Raw genomic sequence first — 23599 nt, 5'->3', positions numbered from 1 at the left:
GCCGGCCAATATTTTCTATTCGTTGACGAATAACTTCGTTCCCGCCGTGGTGCTGTTCAGCATCCTGGTGGGGATTGCACTTATATCCGTTGACGAAAAGGACGGGGTACTGAAGCTCTTTGATGGCATTGCCCAGGCGATGTCTCGTATCAATAACTTCGTGGTTCAGCTTACCCCCTATGGCATTTTTGCCATTGCAGCCGCCGCATCCGGCACCATGACCATCGATGAGCTGGGTCGGGTACAGGTGTATCTGGTGACCTATATCAGCCTGGCCATGTTGACCACGTTCTGGATTTTCCCTGGTTTGATTTCGGCGGTGAGCGGAATTCCGTTTCGCGAGGTATTCAGGACTTTCCGCGATCCGCTGGTCACGGCTTTTGCCACCGGCAACCAGTTTGTTGTGCTGCCCCAGATTGCCGCCAGCTGCAAAGAACTGCTCAAGCGTCACGGTGCGAGAGGCGAGCAAACGGACTCTGCGGTTGATATTCTGGTGCCCGTTTCGTTTAATTTTCCGTCGCTTGGTAAATTGCTGGTATTGCTGTTTGTGCTGTTTGCAGGCTGGTTTACCGATTCAGAGTTAGGTCTCAGTGACTACCTCTTCCTTGCATCAGGGGGCGTGCTCAGCCTGTTTGGCAGCATCAACGTTGCGGTTCCCTACATGCTGGACTCTCTGCGAATCCCTTCGGATATGTTCGAGTTGTTTCTGATTACCGGTATTGTCGTGGGCCGATTTGGCGCGATGCTGGCCGCCCTACACATCATCGTTCTGTCGGTTGTGGGTACGCTGGCGATGGCCGGCCTGCTGCGCTTTTCCATCAGGTTTCTGCTGCGTTACCTGCTGCTTTCGGGGCTGGCCATGATGGTTATGGTCTCTGTGCTGCGTGTTTACTTCGAGCTGTTTGTACCGCCACCGCCACCCAGGGAGGAGGTGCTTGCCAATGTAGAGCTATCGAGCCGCTGGATACCGTTTGAAGTTGCCACCGAGTTGCCCGAAATCAGCCAGACGCAACTGGCGGGTGCGCGTATTGATCACATTTTCCGCAGTGAGGTGCTACAGGTGGGCTATCGGCCCAATAACCTGCCCTGCAGCTACATCACGCCCCGGGGAGAGCTGGTGGGATTTGACGTGGAAATGGCGCAGTCCCTGGCAGTTGACCTTGAGGTGGAGCTGGAGTTCGTGCCTTTCGAGTTTGATGATCTGGGGCGAATGCTTGCCTCCGGCGAGATTGACGTGGCTATGTCCTGTATTGCCAGCCTCCCCGATCGTTTCGCCTACGCGACCTTCTCCGACCCGTATCTGGAGTTGCGCCTGGGTTTCGTGGTGAAGGACCATGAACGTGGATTGTTCCTGGATCTGGACCGCTTGCGTTCCACCCCCGACCTGAGTTTCGCCCTGGTCAGTAGTCATTACCATGAAGAAAGGCTACAGCATCTGCTGCCCGAGGCAACAATCGTGCAGCTTGACTCAGCTGAGGACTTTTTTACCGGGGGTGACCAGGGCGCCGACGCATTGCTGCTGACGGTGGAGGAGGGTTCTGCCTACGCCTACCGCTACCCGCGCTACACCGTCGTGCAGCCGTCCTCTAACGTCAGTGTGCCGGCGAGCTATGCGGTTCCAAAAGGTGACCTGGAAATGATGCAGTTCATCAATAACTGGATACAACTCAAGCGACTGGATGGAACCATTGAGCGGCTTTACCAGTACTGGATGCTCGGCGGTGCGGCGCAGCCAAAGCGGCCTCGATGGTCGGTGATTCGCGATGTCCTTGGCTGGGTGGACTGAGCTTGGCAAGGATACGTGCCAAAGGACCCGATAAGCACTACACTTCGGGCATTCCAACTTCTCTCTAAGAGGCCCGGCCCATGCGCACAGCAATCGTAGTTCTCTTGTCCACATTGCTTTCACTGGCTATGCCGGTGGCCGCTTACGAGGTCACGACAGCCGCTAGAGTGGTGGCGTTCGCCGACGTGCATGGCGCCTACGACGATTGGGTCGCCCTGCTTCGGGAAGTGGGCGTTGTTGATGATCAACTGGATTGGAGCGGAGGAAAGACCCATCTGGTTTCTGTTGGTGACCTTGTAGATCGTGGCCCGGGTTCGCGCGACGTTGTGGAGCTGATGATGAAACTCCAGGCCCAGGCGCAGCAGGTCGGCGGGGCTGTGCACATGACTCTGGGCAATCATGAGGTGATGGTGATGACCGGCGATTTGCGCTATGTCTCTGCCGCCGAGTTCGCCGCTTTTGCTGACGATGAATCCCAGGCTGATCGCGATCTTTTTTACACGCAGTACCGGCGTTTCAATACTGGAGGGGACGAAGCGGTAGTGCGGGCAACTTTTGATGAGCAGTATCCTCCCGGCTTCGTCGCTCTGCGCAAGGCCTACTCCCTGTCTGGAGACCTTGGTCGTTGGCTGATACAGCAGCCTTTTGTAATCAGGGTAAACGACAAGGTTTACATGCACGGCGGTATCGCGGCAGATGCAACGGATAAAACGATAGAGGAACTCAACGCCAGTTTGCAGGCAGAACTGCGCGACTTCATGTCCAGTATGGATACGCTGCGTGAAGAGGGGGTTATGCCCTGGCATGTGGACTATCATGACCGGCTGAATTTTCTGAATGCCAGGGTCGAGGAATTTGCTGCCGCCAACCCCAGGCAGCGTGCGCCGTGGTTTGCCCAGGTGCAGCAGGTTTTTGATGCCCAGAAAGCATTTGTGTTTAGCCCGGACAGCCCTAACTGGTATCGCGGTACCGCGATGTGCCATCCGCTGGCGGAGTCTTTCAATACTGAACGTTTCCTCAAGCAGGTCGGCGCGAAACAGCTGGTGATGGGGCACACGCCTACAAAGGGCAAGGTGCTATCGCGCATGGATGGCCTCGCCATCCGACTGGATACCGGTATGTTGAAAGCCGTTTATAAAGGGCAGGCATCTGCACTGGTGTCCAATGATGGGGATGACTATGTCCACTATCTGGGTCAAGGCCAGAGAGCACTGCCCACCGCTGAGGCCACCGAGCTCTCCAGGAAGCTGTCAGCGATGAGTGACGCAGAGCTCGAAGACTTCATGCGCACGGCACCGGTGACCAATGTAGAAGACATCGGTACGGGTATTACCAACCCCAAGCGGGTCACCCAGGAGCGCGATGGTCTGGCCAATGACGCCGTGTTCAAGTATGAAGACACGCATCCAGGCATGCAGTCCAAGCCCCGCTACGTCACTCGCAGTTTTAACGAGAGTGACCGCTATCAGTATGATGTTGCCGCCTATAAGCTGGACCGCATGCTGGACTGGCAGATGGTACCGGCGGCTGTTATAGCAGAAGTGGACGGAACTGAGGGGGCGTTGTCAGATTGGGTTGAGAAGGCCATCAATGAACGGGATCGCCTTGATCAGGACCTCCCGTTTGGCGGGTACTGCAAACAATGGGAGCAATACCGACTGCGCTTTGTATTCGATATTCTGATTCACAATGATGATCGCAACCTGACCAATATTCTGTGGACCAAAGATGACTTCATGATGAAATTCATCGACCACAGCCTGGCGTTTCGCACTACCGAGCGACGGCCAAAGCAATATCGCAAAGTAGACCTAGAAGTGTCCGACCTGCTCTACAATCGCTTACAAAGCCTGAATAGCGAGAACCTGACCGAGCAACTCTCAGCGTACCTGCATCCAAAGCAGATCGAGGGGATACTGGCTCGTCGCGACCTGATATTAAAAGAAGCGTCGAGAACCGGAAAATAAGACCAGTTAAACTCATTTAAGGCTGATTCAGTTGACGACTACTACGACGGGCGGATGGCTGCGGCGAACACTTTTTCTAGGCGTGGAGTTACGCGCTGGGGAAACCCTGGGCGTGCTGGCAATGTTTGCCAGCCTGTTCCTTATCCTGTTCACTGCCTACCTGCTCAAACCTGCCCGGGAGATGCTTATTCTTACCGAGGGAACGGCAGAGGTTCGCAGCTATGCCGTGGCACTGCAGGCCCTGTTGCTGCTCTTTTTCATTCCGCTCTACGGCAAGTTTTCCCGTCGCTTCGACAGCTATCGGTATATGCAGATCGTCACTGCCATATGCGTCGCCACCTTGTTGGTATTTGCCGTTGCAGGGAACGCGGGGCTGTCCATCTCCGTGGTGTATTTTGTCTGGCTCGGTGCCTACAGCGTGCTGATTATTTCGCAGTTCTGGGCTTTCGCCTCAGAGCTATATAGTCGCGAGGCTGGGGAGCGCCTGTTTGTTATAGTGGCACTGGGTGCGTCCCTGGGCGCCTGGCTGGGTTCGGCGGTGTCCCGCGAGTTGGTCAACTATCTCGATGCATATGGGCTGATCATTGCCGGCGCATTTACCCTCGCCCTGTCCGCTATTCCAGCCAGCCGGGCCGGGCTCTCTGTACCGGAAGCCTCGAGGGGGCGTAGCGAAAGCGGAGTCAGTGCGCAAGCCTCGCTTTTTGCAGGCTTCCAACTGGTGCTCAGCCGCCGCTACCTGATGTTGATGGCTGCCTTTGTCATTATGTTGAACCTGGTTAATACCACCGGCGAGTACCTGCTTTCTGCCATTCTCGAAGACCTGTATGCCACAGGTAGTGCCGCAGGGGAAATTGCTGTTGACAAGGGTACTTATGTGGGGCGATTTTACGGCGGTTTCTATTTTATGGTTAATCTGTTTGGGGTGCTTATCCAGTTCTTCCTGGTATCCCGCCTGATTCGCGTTGCCGGGTTTAGCATAGCGTTTATGCTGACGCCGCTGGTCATCTTTCTAGGCTACGCGTCGCTGGCGCTGCTGCCTATTGTGGGTTGGTTCCGCTACTTTAAAATAGCAGAGAACAGTCTGGACTATTCATTACAGAATACCGCGAGGCAGATGCTCTACCTGCCGCTGTCCCGGCAGGAAAAGTACGAGGCACGGGCGGTGATTGACCCTTTCGGCCAACGTCTGGGCGACCTCATTCAGGCCGGTCTTATCTTCGCCGGTCTGCACGTATTGGGTTGGGCGTCCACGGATTTTATTCCGCTGGCCACCGTCATGGCGGCCTGTACGCTGACCCTTGCTCTGTTGATCATTCGTGAGCGGTCGCGATTGCTTTCGGCGCAGCATAAAACTGACACGGATAACATTACGGGAGAGTAGAAATGGTGCAGGCGATCAGAATCGAGGAGACGGGAGGGCCGGAGGTGATGCAGCTTCAGGATGTCCCGCTGGAGGCGCCGGGGCCGGGTATGGTGACGGTGCGCAATCACAGTATTGGTCTCAATTACATCGACACCTACCATCGCAGCGGATTATACCCGCTGCCACTGCCTACCGGGCTGGGCCTGGAGGCAGCGGGTGAAGTGGAGGCGGTAGGAGAAGGCGCCGACCTGCAAGTTGGCGACCGTGTTGCTTACTGCTCCGCAGGCTTCGGTGCATATGCCGAGGCTATCAACCTGCCCGCGCAGCGCCTGGTCAAAGTACCCGAGGGAGTCAGTTATGATCAGGCGGCTGCCTCCCTGCTCAAAGGGCAGACTGCAGAGTACCTGATCCAGCGAACCTACGCGTTACAAGCAGGTGAGACATGCCTGTTTCATGCGGCCGCGGGTGGGGTGGGTTTGCTGTTCGGCCAGTGGGCGGCAAGCATCGGCGCGAACGCGATCGGCACGGTAAGCTCAGCGGAAAAAGCGGCGCTGGCGCGGGCACATGGCTATAGCCATGTGATCAACTATAGCGAAGAGAATGTCCTCGAACGTGTCATGGAGATTACCGGGGGTGAGAAGTTACCCGTGGTGTATGACGGGGTCGGCAAGGATACATTTTTTCTGTCGCTGGACTGCCTGCGCCCGCGCGGATTGATGGCCAGTTTCGGCAATGCATCAGGCTCGCCCGATCCGCTCAATCTGCAGGAACTGGCGAACCGCGGCTCGCTCTATATCACACGGCCCACGATGCTCACCTACACTGCGACGCCTGAAGAACTGCGCCAGTCCACTGAAGACCTGTTTACGCGAGTTCTCTCCGGCGATATTCGGGTGGAAATCAACCAGCGTTATGCTCTGGCAGATGTCCAGCAGGCACATCGCGACCTGCAGGATCGCAAAACCACGGGCTCCACGGTGCTCATCCCTTGATGGCAGTGAAAGTGAAACCGCTGGTGCTGGAGGGCAAGACGGTGCGGCTGGAGCCACTCTGTCAGGAGCACGCCCAGGGGCTTTACAATCGTGGTCGCTTTGAACCCGACTGGGCCTACATGCCCCGTGCCTGTTTCGTTGACGCAGCCGACGCACGGCACTGGATAGACGAAGCGCTGGCGACATCGGAACAGATGGCATTTGCCATCGTGGATCTGGCTCGAGGCCGTGTGGCGGGCAGTACGCGCTACCTGAATATCCGTCCGGCGCACCGCTCTCTGGAAATTGGCTGGACGTGGCTGGGGCAGGATTATCAGCGCACAGGGTTTAATACCGAGAGCAAGCTGCTATTGATGACGCACGCTTTTGAGCGGCTGGCGTGTGCCCGGGTTGAGTTCAAGACCGATGCCCGCAACCTGCGCTCCCAGGCAGCTCTCGAGCGGATTGGCGCCACCCGGGAGGGCGTGTTGCGTAAGCACATGATTGTGCAGGGCGGTCACGAGCGAGATTCAGTATATTTCAGTGTGATCGACGAGGAATGGCCGCAGGTGAAGCGGCGCTTGCAATCCCTTTGTGAACGCTGAGACGGTCTAACTGACCGTCGCCTGCACAGTTTCTGTATCGGAAAAACGCCCCGCGAAGAGAGGGGAGCTGAGGTAGCGTTCGCCCGAGTCCGGAAGTATCGCGACGATCACTTTGCCCTGGTTCTCTTCCCGCTGGGCCAGTCGATCCGCCACAGCCATGGCAGCGCCGCATGACACCCCCGCCAAAATGCCTTCCTCCTGCATCAAGCGGTGGGCAAACACCATGGCCTCTTCACTGCTGACATGTTCCACAGCATCCACCATCGTCAGGTCCAGGTTCTCGGGTAGAAACCCTGCCCCGATTCCCTGGATCTTGTGGGGTGAATGGGTCGGTTCCTCCCCGGCCAGGGCAGCGCTGATCATGGTGGATGTGTCGGGCTCTACCGCGACTGTGGTGATGGCCTTGCCACAGGTGTTTTTAATGTATCGGGAAATGCCGGTGAGAGTGCCGCCGGTGCCCACGCCCGACACGAGTATGTCGATAGCGCCATCGGTGTCCTTCCAGATTTCCGGGCCGGTGGTCGCTTCATGAATTGCCGGGTTGGCCGGATTTTCAAACTGCTTGGGGCCCCAGTATTTTTTCGGATCCGAGTCAATGATGTCCCTGGCTGCCTGCATCGCTGCGGCAATTCCCAGGGCCCCATCGGTAAGATGGATTTCAGCGCCCAGGGCTTTCATCAGCATCCGGCGCTCCAGGCTGAAGGTGTTGGGCATGGTGAGGATACAGCCATACCCCTTGGCCGCGGCGACAAACGCCAGGGCGATACCTGTGTTGCCGCTGGTCGGCTCGACGATGGTCATACCGGGTTTCAGGCTGCCGTCCTGCTCTGCTGCAGCAACCATGCTGGAGCCGATACGGCATTTCACTGACATGGCCGGGTTACGATTCTCCAGTTTGGCGTAAACGTTGCCACTGCTCACCCGGTTGATTTTTACCAGCGGCGTGCCGCCTATGGTCTGGGCGTTGTTGTCGAAAATCGTGCTCATGGTGTGGTTCCTTATTCTGGTTCGCGGATGCGGCGGTGCAGGGAAGAAGACTAGCCTCGAGGCGCGGTTATGTCCATGCAGGCCCATGTTGTAAATTTTTTTATATCTTTGCTGAACTAACCGGGAATACGTGAGTCATATCTTTCAGTTACAGCGTAGTCGCCTTTGCGGCATGAGACTCCTGCGCTGTTGCTGCTTCTGGATTCATCCAGGTTTCATATCCCTCTGTGAGAGATGCTAGTGCATTCCGGCCCCAATGGGGCCGGTTTTTTTATATTTCCGGTCAGACAGGGCAGGTAAAGCCTGCATTGTGTTACCTGGGTTCCTCGATCAGCTCCGCTGCCGTGGGTCCAGATTCCGGTCCCGCCAACTGTCCGGTTGCCAGGGCCAGCGATTCAAGCGTTTGTGGCCCGGTCAGCTTATGCACCAGTTTGCCATCCGGATTCAGAATCAGCGTCGTCGGCAGAACTGAGGGTTTGTTTAATCCAAACAGCGCCGCTGGGTCTTCCAGTATTACAGGGAAGGCAATCCCGAATTCATCCATCTGCGCCTGCAGCGCATCCCCGGTTGCGCCGTCGAAGTTCACGCCAAGTACCGCAAGCTGCGGATAGGTACTGTCCAGCGCATTCAGTTCCGGTATTTCCTTAATGCAGGGAGTGCACCACCGGGCCCAGTAGTTTACCACCAACCAGCGCCCCTTGTAGTCGTCCAGATCCAACCTTGGCAGCGTGTTACCGTCGGTCTGACCGCAGCCCGCGAGCAGGAGCGTTAGTGTCAATGTTGCCAGGCGTATCACTGTTTGAATAATTCCACGAGATTAATATCCAGAACTTCACGTTGCTGTTTTCGTTGATCACGCAGCAACTGGTAGGCTTTGCTCTGCCACGTCATTTGCGCGCTGATGTCTTCCTGGTTCAGGGGTTGTTCGTCGTTAACCCATTCCTTCAATTGCCAGAACCGTATGGAGTGCAGGTCACGGCTGAGCAGGTAATGACCGCGGTCGCTCTGGGTGATCACTTTTTTTTCCATCAGTACATCGCGTAAGTGGCGCCAGGTTTCGCTGTCGAGACCACGGGTGACGCGGTGGCTGTTGTTAAGCAGCTCGATTTCGCGAACGGTTTTACCTGCCTGCTGCTTTTGCCAGAACAAATACAACACGTCCAGCGCTTTCAGCACGTTGGGGCGACTGGATTGCTCAGCGTTCTGGTAACCGGAAAGGCTGTGCACCAGAATGCCGCCCATCAACACGATATTCCAGGACAGGTATATCCATAACAGAAACAAGGGTACGGCAGCGAAGGCACCATAGATAAAAGTGTAGCTGGAACCGACTACCAGGTCGGTAAAGAGTGAGCGGGCAGCGTGGAAGGCGAGGGCTGCAACAAGTCCGCCGATGACGGTGTGCTTGAAGGGTACGCGGCAGTTGGGCACGGCGACATAAAGCAGGGTGAAACTGGCTGCCGACAGTAGAATGGGCGAAATCTGCAGCAGCAGCGCCTTGGCGCCAAAAATGTCGTACTCATCCAGCACATTGGAAAAAGAGGCCAGATAGGTGCTGATTGCCAGGGCCAGGCCCAGTGCTACCGGCGCAAGGCTGAGAACAGCCCAATAGAGCAGGAAACTGGAAACCGCGCTTCGATTCTCCCGCGCTCTCCAGATCAGGTTGAACGCCTTCTCAATGTTTCTCAGCATCAGTACTGCTGTCACGACCAGAAATACTATTCCCGGTCCTGTGAGGTTCTTGGCCTGCGCGGAAAAATCGCGTAAGTAGCTTTCAACCTGGCTGCTGCTCTGTGGCATGAGGTTCTCAAAAAGAAAACTCTGCATCTGCTCTTCCAGGCCTTGGAAAGTGGGTATCGCCGACGCCATGGTGTACAGCACGGTGAGCAGCGGCACCATGGCGAACAGGCTCATGTAGGTCAACGCCGCCGCATTTTCTGAGCAGCGATCAGCGGTGAATCGCGACATCAGGTAACGAACGCGCCGCCAGAAGCCATCCAACCTGTTTTTGAACTCTTCCATGATCCTATTATTGCATGAATGCTGACACCGGGGCACAGTCCCTTTGGTATACTCTGCCGCGTCCAGTAAAGCCGCAGGCGGAGTCATGTATGAGCGAGTACACCATTTACCATAACCCCCGATGTTCCAAGTCCAGAGCCACCCTGGGCTTGCTTCAGGAGCAGGGGATCGAGCCCAATATCGTAATGTATCTGGAGACCGCACCCGACGCGGAAGAGATACGTGACCTTTTGGGCAAACTGGGGATCAGCGCGGCGCAACTGGTGCGCAGGGGAGAAGAGGCCTACAAAGCGGAAGGCCTGGGCCCGGATTCCAGCGAGGCGACGCTGGTGGCAGCCATGGCAACTCACCCGAAACTGATTGAGCGTCCTATTGTTGTCCGCGGCGAGCGTGCAATCCTTGGCCGCCCGCCAGAGAACGTACTGGAGCTTATAGACTGATGTCCGCCCCCTATGTTTTGGTACTGTACTACTCACGCCAGGGCGCCACGGCTGAAATGGCCAGGCAGATAGCGCGCGGAGTGGAGCAGGTTGCCGGGATGAGTGCTCGCCTGCGCACGGTGCCTGCGGTGTCGGCCAACTGTGAGCAAGCCGAGGATGATATTCCGCAGGCGGGCCCGCTGTATTGCGAGGCCGATGACCTGCGCGAATGTGCAGGCCTGGTGCTGGGAAGCCCTACACGCTTTGGTAATATGGCAGCGCCCCTGAAGTACTTCATCGATCAGACATCAAGCCTGTGGCTCAGTGGCGCGATGATCGACAAGCCCGCAGCCGTGTTTACATCCACCTCCAGTTTGCACGGTGGCCAGGAGAGTACCCTGCTTACCATGATGCTGCCCCTGCTGCATCACGGCATGCTGATTGCGGGACTTCCCTATAGTGAAGCCGGCCTCATGAGTGCCGAATCCGGCGGGACACCTTATGGCGCCTCGCATTGGGCTGGCGCAGACAACAGCAGAGCGGTTGATGACAACGAAGTGCTGCTGTGCCAGTCCCTGGGCCGTCGCGTGGCGCACCTCAGCGCGAGGCTGAAATGATGGCGACGCTTGCCGACAGGGCGCGGGTCGTGACCTGGTTGAGCTTTTCGGTACTGTTCTTGCAACAGTTGGTCGAGATGTGGTCGATCCGCGCGCCCTGGATCATATGGTTTGCAGTGCTGTTGCCGCTGGTGATTTTCGTGCCCGGCATGCTGCGCGACAATTTGCGCAGCTTTATCTGGTTATGTTTTGTCAGCCTGCTCTACTTCATGCGCCTGGTTGTCAGCCTGTTTGCAGACCCGGACAACCCCGTTTCCATCATTGGCATGGTGGCGGTTGTCCTGTTGTTCTGTAGTGCCATGATGTACGTACGCTGGCGTGCCCGTGAGTTGCGCCCGCCATCCGCAGAAAACGGAGATGATAAATGAGTAATGCTTCTTTCTTGCGCCGTGTATTCGGCGGCATCTGGCGGACGATAACCCATATTCGCAACGCGCTGGCCAATATCGTGTTTCTGCTATTTCTGGTGGTGGTGTACTTCGTCTATTTCGGTGGCGGCCCCGAGCCGCTGCCTGAGCAGGCAGCGCTGGTACTCAATCCCATGGGCTCTATTGTCGACCAGAAGGCGCCTGTCGATCCACTACAGGCCCTGCTGACTGAGCCCTCGCCAGCCGATTATGAGGTTCGGTTGCGGGATGTGATCGAGGCCATCGAGATAGCCCGTGATGATGAAAGCATCAACGCCCTGGTCATGGAGCTGGAGTACCTGGTCCACGCGGGTATCAGCCGCACCCAGGAGATTGTCGCGGCCCTGGAGTCTTTTCGGGAAACGGGAAAGCCAATTGTTGCTGTAGGGGACTTTTATACCCAGGATCAATACTTGCTTGCCAGCTATGCAGATGAGGTGATTGGTCACCCCATGGGCGGTGTGGCGATCGAAGGATATGGAATGTACCCCCAGTATTTTGCCGAGGCGCTGGAGAAGCTATCGGTAACCATGCACGTCTTTCGTGCTGGTCAGTACAAGTCGGCAGTGGAGCCGTTCCTGCGTAACGATATGTCGCCAGAGGAAAAGGTTGCGGCAAAGCAGTGGCTGGATGACCTGTGGGGCCGTTATACGGCGACCGTTGAAGCCAATCGAGAGTTGGCAGAAGGTGCGGTTGATGCCTATGTAAATGGTTTCGCACAGCGCATGGTAGACGGAGATGGTGACTCAGCGCGTGACGCGCTTGAGGCGGGGCTTATAGACCAACTGCTTACCCGGGCGCAGGCCGATGATTATCTGGCGGAATTGGTGGGCGAGCGCGATGAGGAGGGGCTCTACCAGTCAGTGCCTTTTGAGCAATACCTTCACCGCAAGCGTGGCCTGGAATTGATTGACAGTAGCAGCCCAAGGATTGCGGTGATCACGGCGCAGGGCAATATCCTGCCCGGAGATCAGCCTCCGGGCACTGTTGGCAGCGATAGTCTTGCCCGGCAGATCCGCGCAGCTACCGCGAACGATGGCGTCAAGGCTATTGTTCTGCGGGTGACGTCGCCAGGAGGCAGTATGTTCGCCTCGGAAGTCATTCGCGAGCACGTCCTGCTGGCCCGCGCCGCAGGTAAACCGGTGGTGGTCTCCATGGGTTCAATGGCTGCCTCGGGTGGCTACTATATCGCCGCAGCGGCGGATGAGATCTGGGCAACACCCACCACGATCACCGGCAGCATTGGTGTCTTTGCCGCCTTCCCGACTGTGGAGAACCTGCTGCAGAGGGCAGGAGTTCATACCGATGGCGTGGGCACGACCAGCCTTGCCGGGTCCCTGCGCCTCGACCGCGGCCTGAATCCGCAGTTGAGCCAGGCCTTGGCCGCAGGTGTGGAAAATTCCTATCGAAAATTTCTCGATATCGTAGCGGATGGCAGGGATATGACGCTGGAGGAGGTTCGCCATGCTGCACAGGGGCGCGTGTGGAGTGCCTCTGACGCCCTGTCGTTGGGCCTGGTGGATTTCCTGGGCAACCTCGATGACGCTATAGGCGCAGCCGCAGCCAGGGCTGACCTCGTCAATTACGAAATCGAATATATCGAAGAACCGCTGTCCCCTGGCGCGCTGTTTTTCCAGCAGTTAACGGAGCGCATGGGTGGGCTGGGCGTATTGTCCCGGGGAGATAGCGTCGCCGCGTTGATGGCAATGTACCAGCCGGTAATTGCCGCAGTCGCTGTGATTGAAAACTTGCAGGATCCGCGTCACATCTATGGGCTTTGCCTTACCTGCTCGAGCACCCACTGATTGACAAAGCCAGGGACCTGGCCGCCGTTAGTGTGCTGATTACCGCGACAGTTGCGCTGTTGATGGCAGGCCTGGTCCTTATACCGTACCTTTTTCGCTGAGCGCGGGCAGTTCGCCAGGCTGCGTTTTCGGGCCCCTGCCGGTCAGGGCTGCCAGGTCATCGAGGATCATGTACAGACTAGGCACCAGGAGCAGCGTGATTACCGTGGCGAAGACAATACCAAAGGCCAGTGAAATGGCCATGGGAACCATAAACTGTGCCTGGGCACTGCGCTCTAGAAGCATGGGCGCAAGCCCGAGGAACGTCGTGAGTGACGTGAGCATAATGGCGCGGAAGCGACGACAGCCAGCGTCGATAATAGCCTCGTTCTTTTTCCGGCCCGCCGCCACGGACTTGTTGACGTAATCTACGAGGATAAGGCTGTCATTCACTACTACGCCGGACAGGGCGACGATGCCCATTACCGACATCATGCTCATGTCGTGGCCAAGGGCCCAGTGAGCGAGAATTGCCCCGATAATGCCGAACGGGATAACGCCCATAATGATAAGTGGCTGCAGGTAGGAGCGAGTGGGCACCGCAAGCAGGGCGTAAATACCGAACAGCGCAAGGGCGAAGCCAACGAACATGCTCACCGCCATTTTCCGCTCTTCGTCCGCAAGTCCCGACTCCTCCCAGCTTAAACCGGGGTACTTTTTCATCAGGTCAGGCAGGATATTGCGTTCCACGTCAGCCATTACCTTACTGGGCTCGATGATGGCTATGTCAGCTTCCGCGGTCACCTCTGCAGCGCGCTGGAAGTCGATTCGGGTCGATTTCAGCAGCCCAGGGCGCACCTCAAATTGCGCCACTGTCTCGAACGGAATCGCATTTCCATCGGGTGTGCGAATAAACATGTTGTTCAAGGTGGATACGTTTTCGCGGTCTGCCCTTGGGTAACGTACCATCACCTTGATTTCATCGATGCCGCGCTGAATGCGTTGGGCCTCGGCACCGTAGAAGGCGTGACGCACCTGGGAACCCAGGTCAAAGCGGGATAGTCCCAGCGCCTCACCTTCGGGCAGCAGTTGCAGATGAAACTCCTCGCGGGTATCGCTCGCGCCGTTGCGAATGTCACTGAGACCATCATAGTTACGCAGCTTTTCTTCGAGTTCCTCGGCGGCTTTACGCAGTGTGCTGAAATCACTGTGCTTCAGGTCGAACGCGATATTGGGGCCGAAGTTGGGGCCGTCCGAGGATTCGAAGCCAAGCACTTCTGCACCGTGAATTCGCCCAACCTCTTCGCGCCAGCGGTTGAGGATCTCTTCGTTGGATATGCTGCGCGTGTCTTGTTTGGTCAGTTCGACATCGATGCGCCCATTGATACGATCAAATCCATAGGCGGAAACGTAATCCACCAGGCCCGAGTCGGTATTGTTGGCGCGTTGATACTCGCGATCGACCCTGTCCAGTGACGCGATGATATGGGTTACCGCCTCGGTCGTCGCCTCTTCCGGACTGCCCTGGGACATGCGCAGTTCTACCTGGAAAAACTCGCCCGGAGTATGCGGCGAAAGTACCGTACGCACGATACCGCCTGCAATCAGGCCGATGGCCATAATGAATAGCGACAGGAATAATGCCAGCGTGACATAGCGGTTTGCCACACAGCGTTGCACCATGCGCCGGTAAGGCCCATTGATAAAGCCGCGTAGTCGACTGTTTACGCCCTCCTGAACGTGATCAACCGATAGCAGGAAACGGTTTTGGGTGGGCTTGCTGTCGGCCAGGTGCGCAGGAAGAATCCACTTGGACTCTACCAGTGAAAAAATCAGGCAAAGAATCACTACCCAGCCGAAGGCCTCGGGCATTGGGCCAAACACACCCTGGACAAACAAGGTCGGGATAAAAGCGACAATGGTTGTGAGCACGCCGAACGTTGCCGGGGTGGCCACGCGATACACACCGCGTATAACGTTGTCTACGCTGTGGCCGTGCTGCTCAGTTTCGTTGTAGGCGCTTTCTCCCATGATAATCGCATCATCTACAACGATGCCCAGGACCAGGATAAATCCAAAGAGACTGATCATGTTGAGGCTGGCGTCGACAAAAGGGGTGTTGAGCACAGCCATGGCGCCCAAAAAGCATACGGGAATACCCAGCATCACCCAGAAGGCCAGCTTGATTTCCAGAAACAGCGCCAGCGTGAAGAAAACCAATAGCGCACCGATGGCCAGGTTCTTCACCATCATGGCCAGGCGCCCTTTGAGGTAGTACGTGGAGTCCGACCATATATCCAGCCTGACTCCGTCTGCCAGCGACAGGCGCTTCGTCTCCAGATAGGCGCGGGCAGCGTCGGCCGTCTTGATAATGTCCTGTTTGCCCATGGCAAAGACGTTTATACCCAGCGAATACTGCCCATTGAAAATGGAGAAACCGTTGGTGTCGACGAAGCCGTCCTCTACCGTGGCGATGTCTCCCAGCATCAGTCGTGTTCCGTCCGGCCATGTTTTCAGCACAATTTCTTCGAAATCGCGTTGTACATAAGCCTGGCCGATTGTGCGCAACATAATATCGCCGTGACGGGTTTGTACCGACCCCGAGGGCAGGTCCAGGGAGGACGCTGAAATAGTGCGTGCCACATCGGCGAGTGTCAGGTGATATTCACGCAGCGACTGTTCAGATATTTCTATGGCAATTTCATAATCCCGGGCTCCCACCACGTCGGCGGAGGAGATTTCCGGCAGGGTCAGCAGTTCCCTGCGAATCTCATCCGCCAGGGATTTCATGCTGCGCTCGTCCAATGCGCCTGAAATCTGAATAGTCAATGCGGCAAACATCACTTCCGGTTGGGTAATGATCGGCTCCTCCGCCTCTTCCGGGAAGCTGCTGATACCGTCTATGCGGTTCTGCACGTCGTTCAGGAGCTTGGAAATGGGTACGCCGTCCTGGGCCTCGATTACGATTCGGCCCATGGATTCCATGGAGTCTGATTCAACACGTTTGATTCCGTCGAGGTCGTTGATTGCCTCTTCGACTTTCATCACTACACCCAATTCCACTTCCTCGGGCGCGGCACCCGGGTAGGGTACCGTGATAAAAATGGCTTCAAAGTCGAAAGCCGGAAACAGTGCTCGCTGGATCGTGAATGCACTACCCAGACCGACGGAGAGTATGACCAGCATCATCAGGTTGGCGGCTACGGGGTTGCGGGCGAACCAGGCGATGACGCCGCCCGGCACCGTTTCGTTACCGTTCATGGTGTGACTGCAGCAGTAGTGGGCTTGTGGGCGATGCCAGTGTTACTTGCAGTTGCCTCGCTGGGCAGTGCATCCCCCTCCTGATTGAGGCGATCGGTAGGCGTGCTGGTATTGACTTCCACACGGGCTCCACTTAACGAGGGGTCCAGAGCGGTCAGGGAGATGCGTTCGCCTTCGTTGAGACCGGAGCTGACGAAAATCCGGTCACCGCCGGTGCGCAGAACGGTGACCTTGCGATTGCGCAATATGTTGTTTTCATCGACCACCCAGAGCAGGTTCCCCGCGCGCAGTACATAGCGCGGCAGCACGACAATCCCCGGAAACTCCCTGCCGCCGATATTTGCATTGACGAAGGTGCCCAGGCGCAGTGGTTCGCGCTCGGGGTGTTCCAGCGCATAGGGGTCCTCTATGCGTGCCACGGCATATAGCACGCGTGAGCGCTCGTCATAGACACCCTCAGTGCGGTGCAGCGTTGCTGGCCAATGCTTTACCTCTCCTGAAACGTCCGTATACAGGTCAATGACGGCGCTGCCGCCACCTCCCTGTATGCCGGGCAGTTCGAGGTAATTCAGGCGGCTCTGGGGAATAGGCAGTCGTACTTCCGCAACGTCCACTGAAAAAACTTCTGCTACCTTGGTGCCTGCACCTACGAACTGGCCCAGTTCGCTGTGCTTTTGGCGTATCACCGCACTGTAGGGCGATTTGATAATCGTGCGCTCCAACCGGTCGCGTGCAGTATTCAGGTCCGCCATAGCCGCCAGTAATTGTGCCTCGGCGAGTTCCAACTGCGGTTTGCGCAGGTACAGATCTCTTGCCTCGGGGCTGCGCTGGCTGTTGGCCGGGAGTTTTTTCCATTCACGCAGGGCCACCTCCGCTCGGCCTCTCTCCTGGGCCAGGGTGCTTTCCGCTGACTCCACTGCTGATTGTGCGCGCAACAGGTCGGTCTGGTAGTCGCGTGGGTCGATGCGCAGCAGTACCTCGCCTTCGGCGACAAAACTGCCCACCAGAAAGTGTTCGGAGACTTCTATAATGCGCCCCGCAACTTCCGCCATCAACGTGGACTCACGCAGCGGGCCCACGGTTCCCTGTGCCTGCACCTCGACCTGCACCGACTCTTTTACGGCGACAGCGACGTCTACCGAGACCGGCTTGTACTCTGGGTGGGCAATTTGCGCTGGCGGTTGGCGCAAGTAAAGCCCGACAGCGACAGCCGTCGCAACGGCTAACATCAACAGCGCAAGTAATGACTGTTTTTTAATCGAGGTCACAGGAATATCCGCAAAGAGGTACAGGCAGTGTTATATCACAGAGCCGTCACCGGCTCTGTGAAAAACTTGTAATATCAGTGTCTTTACGCGGTCTTTGTGCCGATGGATCAGGGGTGGGCCGGGGCGGTTGCCCCGACCGCGAAGGGGTTGCTACTCGGACTTATCGAAGTGCACATCCATTTGTGGGTAGGGGATGCTGATGCCCGCTTCATCAAACTTCAATTTGACCGACTCTGTCGTGTCCCAGAGTACGCCCCAGTAGTCAGCAGCATTCACCCAGGGTCGCACCAGGAAGTTGACGCTGGAATCGCCCAGTTCGCCCAGTGCCACTACCGGTGCCGGCTCGGCCAGCACGCGTTTATCAGCAGTCACAATTTCTTCAAGCAGAGCCTTGGCTTTCTTGATGTCATCGTCGTAGCCAATACCAAACACCATGTCCACTCGACGCGTGGCTCTGGCGGAGTAATTGGTAATACTGTTGGAGTAAACCGCGCCGTTGGGAACGATCACCTCTTTATTGTCTGGCGTGGTGAGCGTGGTGGTGAAGATCCCAATGGCATCGACAGAACCGGAAACGCCCGCCACTTCAACGAAATTACCCTTGGTAAACGGACGGAATACGATCAGCATCACCCCACTGGCGAAGTTGGCGAGCGAGCTTTGCAACGACAGGCCGATGGCCAGGCCGGCGGCACCCAGCAGGGCGACCAGAGATGTCGTATCGACGCCCAGTTGACTGAGCGCGGCGATGATGACGAATAGCAGCAGCACCCAGCGCAGTATGGAGAGCAGAAACTTGACCAGTATCTCGTCCATGCTCCGGGCGTTCATGAATCTGCCCGCGACCTTGACCACAATTGCGACGGCCATACGACCGAGGATAAAAATTGCGAGGGCCAGGGCGATCTTTATACCCCAGGGGATGATGATTGTTTCCAGAAGTTGACTGGTATCCATGGACGGGTTCCGTTTTAGTGGTTAATTAAAGAAGCGCTAAACTATATATCAGCGCTGTAACATTTCAACTTTTGAAAGCTGCTGTGGTGGCGACAGTTGAACCGGCCAGCCTATATGCCGCCGGGGTGCAATGCTATAGTCGTGACTCTGATTTACGGGGAGATTTTTCATGACCACAGTGTTTGAACAACCGGCTGAGCTGCTTGGTGCTGTCGGCCAGCACCTTGGCTATAGCGATTGGCTGGAAATTGACCAGCAGCGCATTAACCTGTTTGCCGATGCCACTGGCGATCATCAGTGGATACATGTGGACCCGGAGAGGGCAGCACAGGGGCCGTTTGGCAGCACTATTGCTCACGGTTACCTGACCCTGTCCCTGGCCAACATGTTCTTGCCACAGATTATGGAAGTTCGTAATACATCGATGGGAGTGAACTATGGCTGCGAGAAAGTCCGTTTCCCCGCCGCAGTCCCCGTCGGCTCACGTGTTCGGGGCGGCGGCGAGGTGATTAGCGCAGAAGAGGTCAAGGGGGGCGTCCAGGTGGTAGTGCGTATCACCATCGAGGTGGAGGGCGGTGACCGGCCTGCCTGTGTTATTGACACCATCAGCCGTTTTTTCCCCTGACAGCCCGCAGTTAGCGCGATGAAGGATGAGGGTGGCCCAAAGGATTTGAACCGGCGGCGGTTGCTGCTCGCTGCTGGCGCGGCGTCCGTGCTGGCGACACGTGCTCCCGGCGCAGTAGCCCTGCCCAGTAGCCGCGTGCCGGCCTGGGACCAGGAGGTCGACGTGCTGGTGGCAGGTTCCGGTGCGGGCGGCACCTGCGCTGCCCTGGAGGCCAGGCGTGCCGGCGCATCGGTAATGGTTTTGGAGTCCCTGGCGGTTCCCGGCGGCAGTTCTTCCCTGTCCGGAGGTGTGGTCTACGCAGGTGGTGGAACAGCCCTGCAGCGTGCCTTGAAAATAGAAGACTCACCCGAGGCCATGTTTGATTTCCTGATTCGAGCCGGGACCCCCAATCCCCCTCGCGACAAGATCCAGCTCTATTGTGAACAGAGCCCCGAGCATTTTGCCTGGTTGGTTGCGCAGGGCGTCCCCTACACCGAGAAGTTTACTGCCGACAAGGGACTGCCAATGGGCGATGAGTCCCTGTATTTCTCCGGTACCGAGCAGGCCTGGCCCGCGCGTGACTATGCGCGCCCCGCGCCCCGCGGTCACGTGCCCGGCGTGGTGGGTATGAACGGCGGGCGCACCCTGATGGAAGCGCTGCACGGGCAGTTGCGTGCGGCCGGGGTAAAGATACGCACCCGCGTGGCCATGAAGCAGCTGGTGATTGAGAGCGACGGGAGGGTGAGTGGGGCGGTGGTGCACAGCTCCGTGGGGAAAAAGTATCTGCGTGCACGTCGGGGGATAGTGCTGGCCTGTGGTGGTTTTGTTCACAATCGCGACATGATGGTCCAGTACGCTCCGCACCTTTCGCGCTGTTCGGTTCCCTGGGCTGGCGCCGGTGATCAGGGTGATGGAATCAATATGGGGATCGCAGCGGGCGCAGCCAGCTTGCGTATGCATGAGGGCTTTGCAGTGGCGCCCATCTATCCGCCGGAAAATACGATTCCGGCCATCCTCGTTAACGCCAGCGGCCAGCGTTTCATTAGTGAGGACAGTTATCATGCTGTGATTGGCCATAGCATCGCTTACCAGCAACAGGGTAAGGCCTGGCTGATTACCGACCAGGAGAGCGCCTACCAGAGCGTGCAGGACAACTTTCCGCTTGCGGCCAAGAGTAATAGTATGGGTGGCCTGGCCGAGCAGCTTTCCCTGCCACGGGGTGCGCTACAGAATACGGTGGCCTATTACAATCGCTATGCCAGCAAGGGAGAGGACCCGATGTTTCACAAGTCCGTGGATTACCTGCGACCGCTGCAGGGCCCGCCCTACAAAGCCTGGGACATCTCCGTTGATCGCGCCTTTTTTGCTGCTCACACGCTGGGCGGGCTGGCCACTAATTTGAATGGAGAAGTCCTCAGCAGTTTCGGTGAACTGATTCCTGGGCTTTTTGCCGTAGGACGCACGACAGCCGGTATTCCTACCGCCCCCTACATCGCCAGCGGTCTCTCTGTGGGAGACGCTACTTTTTTCGGTAGGCGGGCGGGGCGTGTCGTTGCGGGTCTGGCCCCTGACGGCGGAGGCAGGGCGTGAAGCGTGCCCCCGGCATATTCCTTGGCCTGTTGCTGGCCAGTTTGCCCGCCCTGGGCAGTGAGTTGGAAGCGAGGCTCGCCCTGGCCGACGCAGACCGCGGGCGATTGCTGTTCGGCCCCTGTCGCACCTGCCACTACCCCGAGGCATTTATGGGGCACAATACGGGGCCAAACCTGAGCGGTATTTTCGGTAAGGTCGCTGGAAAGCAGGCTGGTTTCGAGTTCTATTCCGAGGGTTTCAAGGCGGCTGAATTCGTGTGGACGCCGCAGCTGATGTATGCGTGGCTGGAAAATCCCATGGCCATGTTCCCTGACTCGCGGATGATGAGTCTGGGTGTGCCCGACGCCCAGAGCCGTGCGGACCTTATCGCCTTTTTACTGGAAGCAACTGATCGCGACGCCCGTCGCTAACTGCTGCCTGGCGGTGTATTGGGGGTAACTATCGCGCCGCTGGGGTAATGCGGTTTGGCATCTCGTAAAGGTGGCGCAGCTGCCCAACCGCGTTGATCTCAGCGCTTGATGATGACCGAGCTACCGTGACCGAAAAGTCCCTGGTTTGCGGTGATGCCAACGCGCGCACCTTCCACCTGTCGATCTCCCGCCTGACCTCGCAGTTGCCAGGTCAACTCGCAGACCTGAGCCAGGGCCTGAGCCGGCACAGCCTCACCGAAACAGGCCAGACCGCCGGAAACATTGACTGGAATCTTGCCGCCAATGGCGGTGTCGCCGGCGCGCAACAGTGCTGCCGCTTCGCCCCGGGGAGCCAGTTGCAGGTCTTCTATCCAGTCCAGCTCCAGTGCGGTAGACAGGTCATATACTTCCGCGAGATCCACATCCTCAGGCCCGATGCCTGCCTCTTCGTAGGCCTTCAGCGGCAGGGTGGAGCGAAAGGCGTGCGCCTCAATGCCGGCAGCCGCTGCGGAGTCTGTGGCGATATCGGGCATCTCTACTACGGAGCTGGCGAAGGTGGGAGTTGTCGTCGAGATGGCGGCGACCCGGGGGGCGTCGCCCCTGCCTATCCTCTCAGCATACTCAATGCTGGAGACGATCAGTGCAGCGCCACCGTCGGAGGTCGCACAGATGTCCATCAGTCGCAGTGGGTCGGCGACCATGGCAGATGCGGCCACGTCCTCGGCGCTGAAACACTTGCGATAGCGGGCTCGCGGGTTCTTGCTGCCGATCAGGGAGTTCTTCACTTTAACCGCGGCAAAGTCATCCAGGGTGTCGCCGTACAGGTCCATTCTGCGACGGGCATAGAGCGCAAAATAGGTGGGGTTGGTGATACCCAGATAAAAGCGTACCCAGTCCGGATCTTCCGGCCGATAGCCACCGGCCGGTGCCAGGAAACCCTTGGGAGTTGTGTCGGCACCGACTACCATGGCGACGTCACAGCCGCCGGCAAGAATCTTGTTGCGGGCGGCGGCCAGGGCCTGCGAACCTGAGGCGCAGGCGGCGTAGGAAGTATTGACCTCCGCACCCTGCCATCCCAGGGCCTGTGCAAAGGTGGCACCGGCTACATAGCCGGGGTAACCGCAGCGCACCGTCGCGCCTCCGGAAACAAATTTCACATCCTGCCAGGGCACTGCGGCATCCTTCAGGGCTTCACGCGCTGCGGCAACACCGTACTGCACAAAGTTGTGACCCCATTTTCCCCAGGGGTGCATGCCGGCGCCGAGAATTGCTACTTCGTTGGACATTGTCTGTGTTTCTCCTGCTGCGTCGCCCCTAAAGGGCCGCCGGCTTCCATTTCCAGGTCATTTTGATGTCGTCGTCTGTCTCATGCAGCGGCTCCAGTACCAGTTCAACCGGCATACCAACTTTGAGATCCTCACAGCTGACACCCTCGATAACCTGTCCAAGAACCACCATCTGCTCCGCCTCCAACTGCACTGCGGCGATGGAGTAAGGCTCAAATGGTTCCGCCGCAACAAAGGGCGCCGGGGGTTTATAGCAGGCGTTGGTATAGCTCCAGATGTGACCGGTTCGGCTCAGTTCCACTTCGCGAAAGTCGGTGGAATCGCAGGCCGGGTTACGGCAGTAGTCGTTATTCTTGGGAAAGAAGTAGCTGCCGCATTCCTTGCACTGGGTGCCGATCAGGTGCGGTTTGACTTCCATGGTATGCCAGCCGTCAATAGCTGGCGCCAGGGGTTTGTCGCTCATTGGGTTCTCCCGGAAAAATCGCGGACCAGAGTAAACCCGCACCGGCACCGTGGCAAGAACACGATCTATTGAGTTGGATGAGGTTTACCATGACAGACCTGCCTTGCTCCGCTGCGCTGAATTAGGCAGAGTGGGGCGATGTGTGGCCGCTTTAACGTAATCGACAGCCCCGGTTTACAGGACTTACTGCGCGACCTGGGTATTGAAATCAACCTGCCTACCCGGACCAACATTGCCCCTACCGAGGCCGTTGGCCTGGTGCGGCGGACAGAGGGGCGCCCGCAGTTGGACGCCGCGCGCTGGTGGCTGACGCCTTCCTGGGCTCCGGCGGTGGATCAGAAATACAGTATGTTCAATGCCCGCGCGGAGACCCTCGCTACCAGCCGCGCTTTCCGCACCCCGTTCAGGCGGCACCGCGGGATCGTCCCCATGAGCAGCTTTATAGAGTGGCGCACAGAAGATGGCGTGAAACAGCCCTGGCTGGTCACTAACTTAGAGCAGGCCTTTGCCGCTGCGGCACTTTGGGATGTGTGGGAGGGCGATGGCTCGCCGCTGCTCAGTTGCACCCTGGTAACCACTGCGGCGGCGCAGGCCTTTGTTCCCTGGCACAAACGCATGCCCGTGGTGCTTGAGGCTGCAGAGATGGAGCGTTGGCTGGACAACGATCACGAGGTGGCCGCAGACGACCCGCTGTTTCGCAGCCAGTTGAAGTCGCCCTGGCAGTTACAGCGGGTTTCGCGCGATGTCAGCAACGCCAGAAACAAGAACCCCTCGCAAATGGAGGGGTTGGGGGAGGTTGTTCAACTGCCCGCGCAGGATTGATCCTGGGCAG

The 23599-nt window shown here is 57.7% G+C and carries 21 protein-coding genes; 13 read left to right on the top strand and 8 right to left on the bottom strand.

Annotated features, from left to right (window positions below; genetic code table 11):
- The 5 genes from C0039_RS05870 to C0039_RS05850 all read left to right on the top strand — a co-directional run.
- The coding region (locus C0039_RS05870) for a cation:dicarboxylate symporter family transporter (RefSeq protein ID WP_133125944.1) at positions 1-1786 on the top strand (1786 nt) is incomplete at its 5' end.
- A gap of 80 nt (positions 1787-1866) precedes the next feature.
- Positions 1867-3753: a metallophosphoesterase gene (locus tag C0039_RS05865; RefSeq protein ID WP_101517529.1), complete on the top strand. Its 1887-nt coding sequence runs from the start codon at positions 1867-1869 to the stop codon at positions 3751-3753.
- Positions 3754-3784: 31 nt separating this feature from the next.
- A complete protein-coding gene (locus C0039_RS05860; protein WP_133125943.1) occupies positions 3785-5134 on the top strand; it encodes an NTP/NDP exchange transporter in 1350 nt (449 codons plus the stop codon).
- A gap of 2 nt (positions 5135-5136) precedes the next feature.
- Positions 5137-6108, top strand: coding sequence for a quinone oxidoreductase family protein (locus tag C0039_RS05855; RefSeq protein ID WP_075998642.1), 972 nt, complete (start codon positions 5137-5139; stop codon positions 6106-6108).
- Positions 6108-6692, top strand: a complete 585-nt coding sequence (locus C0039_RS05850; protein WP_101517550.1) for a GNAT family N-acetyltransferase — start codon at positions 6108-6110, stop codon at positions 6690-6692. The genes C0039_RS05855 and C0039_RS05850 overlap by 1 nt, the downstream gene beginning before the upstream one ends.
- A 6-nt stretch (positions 6693-6698) precedes the next feature.
- Here the strand turns inward: C0039_RS05850 and cysK are convergent, their stop codons facing one another.
- From cysK to C0039_RS05835, 3 genes are all read right to left on the bottom strand, one after another.
- A complete protein-coding gene (cysK, locus tag C0039_RS05845) occupies positions 6699-7679 on the bottom strand; it encodes a cysteine synthase A (RefSeq protein ID WP_075998641.1) in 981 nt (326 codons plus the stop codon).
- A gap of 313 nt (positions 7680-7992) precedes the next feature.
- Complete coding sequence (locus C0039_RS05840; protein WP_075998640.1) at positions 7993-8475, bottom strand: TlpA family protein disulfide reductase; 483 nt, start codon at positions 8473-8475, stop codon at positions 7993-7995.
- Entirely contained in the window at positions 8472-9701 is a 1230-nt protein-coding gene (locus tag C0039_RS05835) for a YihY family inner membrane protein (RefSeq protein WP_101517526.1), read from the bottom strand. Before C0039_RS05835 ends, C0039_RS05840 begins: the two co-directional genes overlap by 4 nt.
- Positions 9702-9790: 89 nt before the next feature.
- Between C0039_RS05835 and arsC the strand changes: the two genes are divergently transcribed.
- Genes arsC through sppA form a run of 4 tightly spaced genes read left to right on the top strand, consistent with a single transcriptional unit; the run spans position 9791 to position 12949 of the window.
- A complete protein-coding gene (gene arsC / locus C0039_RS05830) occupies positions 9791-10141 on the top strand; it encodes an arsenate reductase (glutaredoxin) (RefSeq protein ID WP_075998638.1) in 351 nt (116 codons plus the stop codon).
- The gene (gene wrbA / locus C0039_RS05825; RefSeq protein ID WP_075998637.1) at positions 10141-10737 is read left to right on the top strand and encodes an NAD(P)H:quinone oxidoreductase; all 597 of its coding nucleotides are present in this window, start codon (positions 10141-10143) and stop codon (positions 10735-10737) included. Before arsC ends, wrbA begins: the two co-directional genes overlap by 1 nt.
- Positions 10734-11105 carry a DUF2069 domain-containing protein gene (locus C0039_RS05820; protein ID WP_075998636.1) on the top strand — a complete coding sequence of 124 codons (372 nt, stop codon included), beginning with the start codon at positions 10734-10736 and terminating at the stop codon, positions 11103-11105. The genes wrbA and C0039_RS05820 overlap by 4 nt, the downstream gene beginning before the upstream one ends.
- Positions 11102-12949: a signal peptide peptidase SppA gene (gene sppA / locus C0039_RS05815; RefSeq protein WP_075998635.1), complete on the top strand. Its 1848-nt coding sequence runs from the start codon at positions 11102-11104 to the stop codon at positions 12947-12949. The genes C0039_RS05820 and sppA overlap by 4 nt, the downstream gene beginning before the upstream one ends.
- 78 nt (positions 12950-13027) lie before the next feature.
- Here sppA and C0039_RS05810 read toward each other — a convergent pair whose 3' ends face one another.
- The 3 genes from C0039_RS05810 to C0039_RS05800 form a co-directional block, all read right to left on the bottom strand.
- Positions 13028-16189, bottom strand: a complete 3162-nt coding sequence (locus C0039_RS05810) for an efflux RND transporter permease subunit (RefSeq protein ID WP_101517525.1) — start codon at positions 16187-16189, stop codon at positions 13028-13030.
- A complete protein-coding gene (locus tag C0039_RS05805; protein ID WP_101517524.1) occupies positions 16186-17457 on the bottom strand; it encodes an efflux RND transporter periplasmic adaptor subunit in 1272 nt (423 codons plus the stop codon). Before C0039_RS05805 ends, C0039_RS05810 begins: the two co-directional genes overlap by 4 nt.
- Positions 17458-17607: 150 nt before the next feature.
- Positions 17608-18414, bottom strand: coding sequence for a mechanosensitive ion channel family protein (locus tag C0039_RS05800; RefSeq protein WP_075998632.1), 807 nt, complete (start codon positions 18412-18414; stop codon positions 17608-17610).
- Between the two features lie 169 nt (positions 18415-18583).
- Between C0039_RS05800 and C0039_RS05795 the strand changes: the two genes are divergently transcribed.
- Genes C0039_RS05795 through C0039_RS05785 form a run of 3 tightly spaced genes read left to right on the top strand, consistent with a single transcriptional unit; the run spans position 18584 to position 21018 of the window.
- On the top strand, positions 18584-19039 hold the full coding sequence (locus C0039_RS05795) for a MaoC family dehydratase (protein ID WP_075998631.1): 456 nt from the start codon (positions 18584-18586) through the stop codon (positions 19037-19039).
- A gap of 18 nt (positions 19040-19057) precedes the next feature.
- Positions 19058-20608, top strand: a complete 1551-nt coding sequence (locus C0039_RS05790; protein ID WP_084179082.1) for an FAD-dependent oxidoreductase — start codon at positions 19058-19060, stop codon at positions 20606-20608.
- Positions 20605-21018 carry a c-type cytochrome gene (locus tag C0039_RS05785; RefSeq protein ID WP_207796379.1) on the top strand — a complete coding sequence of 138 codons (414 nt, stop codon included), beginning with the start codon at positions 20605-20607 and terminating at the stop codon, positions 21016-21018. The genes C0039_RS05790 and C0039_RS05785 overlap by 4 nt, the downstream gene beginning before the upstream one ends.
- Positions 21019-21116: 98 nt before the next feature.
- On the opposite strand, the gene C0039_RS05780 is transcribed toward C0039_RS05785, so the two are convergent.
- Together C0039_RS05780 and C0039_RS05775 are read right to left on the bottom strand one after the other, a co-directional pair.
- Entirely contained in the window at positions 21117-22304 is a 1188-nt protein-coding gene (locus tag C0039_RS05780) for a lipid-transfer protein (RefSeq protein ID WP_101517523.1), read from the bottom strand.
- A gap of 28 nt (positions 22305-22332) precedes the next feature.
- On the bottom strand, positions 22333-22767 hold the full coding sequence (locus C0039_RS05775) for a Zn-ribbon domain-containing OB-fold protein (RefSeq protein ID WP_075998629.1): 435 nt from the start codon (positions 22765-22767) through the stop codon (positions 22333-22335).
- Between the two features lie 138 nt (positions 22768-22905).
- On the opposite strand from C0039_RS05775, the gene C0039_RS05770 reads away from it, so the two are divergent.
- On the top strand, positions 22906-23589 hold the full coding sequence (locus tag C0039_RS05770) for an SOS response-associated peptidase (RefSeq protein WP_101517522.1): 684 nt from the start codon (positions 22906-22908) through the stop codon (positions 23587-23589).
- The last annotated feature ends 10 nt before the right edge of the window (positions 23590-23599 follow it).

This window comes from Pseudohalioglobus lutimaris (assembly GCF_002866825.1).
Lineage (GTDB): Bacteria > Pseudomonadota > Gammaproteobacteria > Pseudomonadales > Halieaceae > Halioglobus > Halioglobus lutimaris.
Note: the sequence above shows the minus strand (reverse complement) of the source record. Positions and strands in the feature narration are given on the sequence as shown.

What these genes read in the sequence shown, in the direction of transcription:
- C0039_RS05820 (WP_075998636.1), top strand. Translation starts at nt 10,734, where the DNA reads ATGATGGCGACGCTTGCCGACAGGGCGCGGGTCGTGACCTGGTTGAGC.
- wrbA (WP_075998637.1), top strand. Translation starts at nt 10,141, where the DNA reads ATGTCCGCCCCCTATGTTTTGGTACTGTACTACTCACGCCAGGGCGCC.
- C0039_RS05850 (WP_101517550.1), top strand. Translation starts at nt 6,108, where the DNA reads ATGGCAGTGAAAGTGAAACCGCTGGTGCTGGAGGGCAAGACGGTGCGG.
- cysK (WP_075998641.1), bottom strand. Translation starts at nt 7,679, where the DNA reads ATGAGCACGATTTTCGACAACAACGCCCAGACCATAGGCGGCACGCCG.
- C0039_RS05810 (WP_101517525.1), bottom strand. Translation starts at nt 16,189, where the DNA reads ATGAACGGTAACGAAACGGTGCCGGGCGGCGTCATCGCCTGGTTCGCC.
- C0039_RS05865 (WP_101517529.1), top strand. Translation starts at nt 1,867, where the DNA reads ATGCGCACAGCAATCGTAGTTCTCTTGTCCACATTGCTTTCACTGGCT.
- C0039_RS05775 (WP_075998629.1), bottom strand. Translation starts at nt 22,767, where the DNA reads ATGAGCGACAAACCCCTGGCGCCAGCTATTGACGGCTGGCATACCATG.
- C0039_RS05835 (WP_101517526.1), bottom strand. Translation starts at nt 9,701, where the DNA reads ATGGAAGAGTTCAAAAACAGGTTGGATGGCTTCTGGCGGCGCGTTCGT.
- C0039_RS05795 (WP_075998631.1), top strand. Translation starts at nt 18,584, where the DNA reads ATGACCACAGTGTTTGAACAACCGGCTGAGCTGCTTGGTGCTGTCGGC.
- sppA (WP_075998635.1), top strand. Translation starts at nt 11,102, where the DNA reads ATGAGTAATGCTTCTTTCTTGCGCCGTGTATTCGGCGGCATCTGGCGG.
- C0039_RS05770 (WP_101517522.1), top strand. Translation starts at nt 22,906, where the DNA reads ATGTGTGGCCGCTTTAACGTAATCGACAGCCCCGGTTTACAGGACTTA.
- arsC (WP_075998638.1), top strand. Translation starts at nt 9,791, where the DNA reads ATGAGCGAGTACACCATTTACCATAACCCCCGATGTTCCAAGTCCAGA.
- C0039_RS05800 (WP_075998632.1), bottom strand. Translation starts at nt 18,414, where the DNA reads ATGGATACCAGTCAACTTCTGGAAACAATCATCATCCCCTGGGGTATA.
- C0039_RS05790 (WP_084179082.1), top strand. Translation starts at nt 19,058, where the DNA reads ATGAAGGATGAGGGTGGCCCAAAGGATTTGAACCGGCGGCGGTTGCTG.
- C0039_RS05780 (WP_101517523.1), bottom strand. Translation starts at nt 22,304, where the DNA reads ATGTCCAACGAAGTAGCAATTCTCGGCGCCGGCATGCACCCCTGGGGA.
- C0039_RS05855 (WP_075998642.1), top strand. Translation starts at nt 5,137, where the DNA reads ATGGTGCAGGCGATCAGAATCGAGGAGACGGGAGGGCCGGAGGTGATG.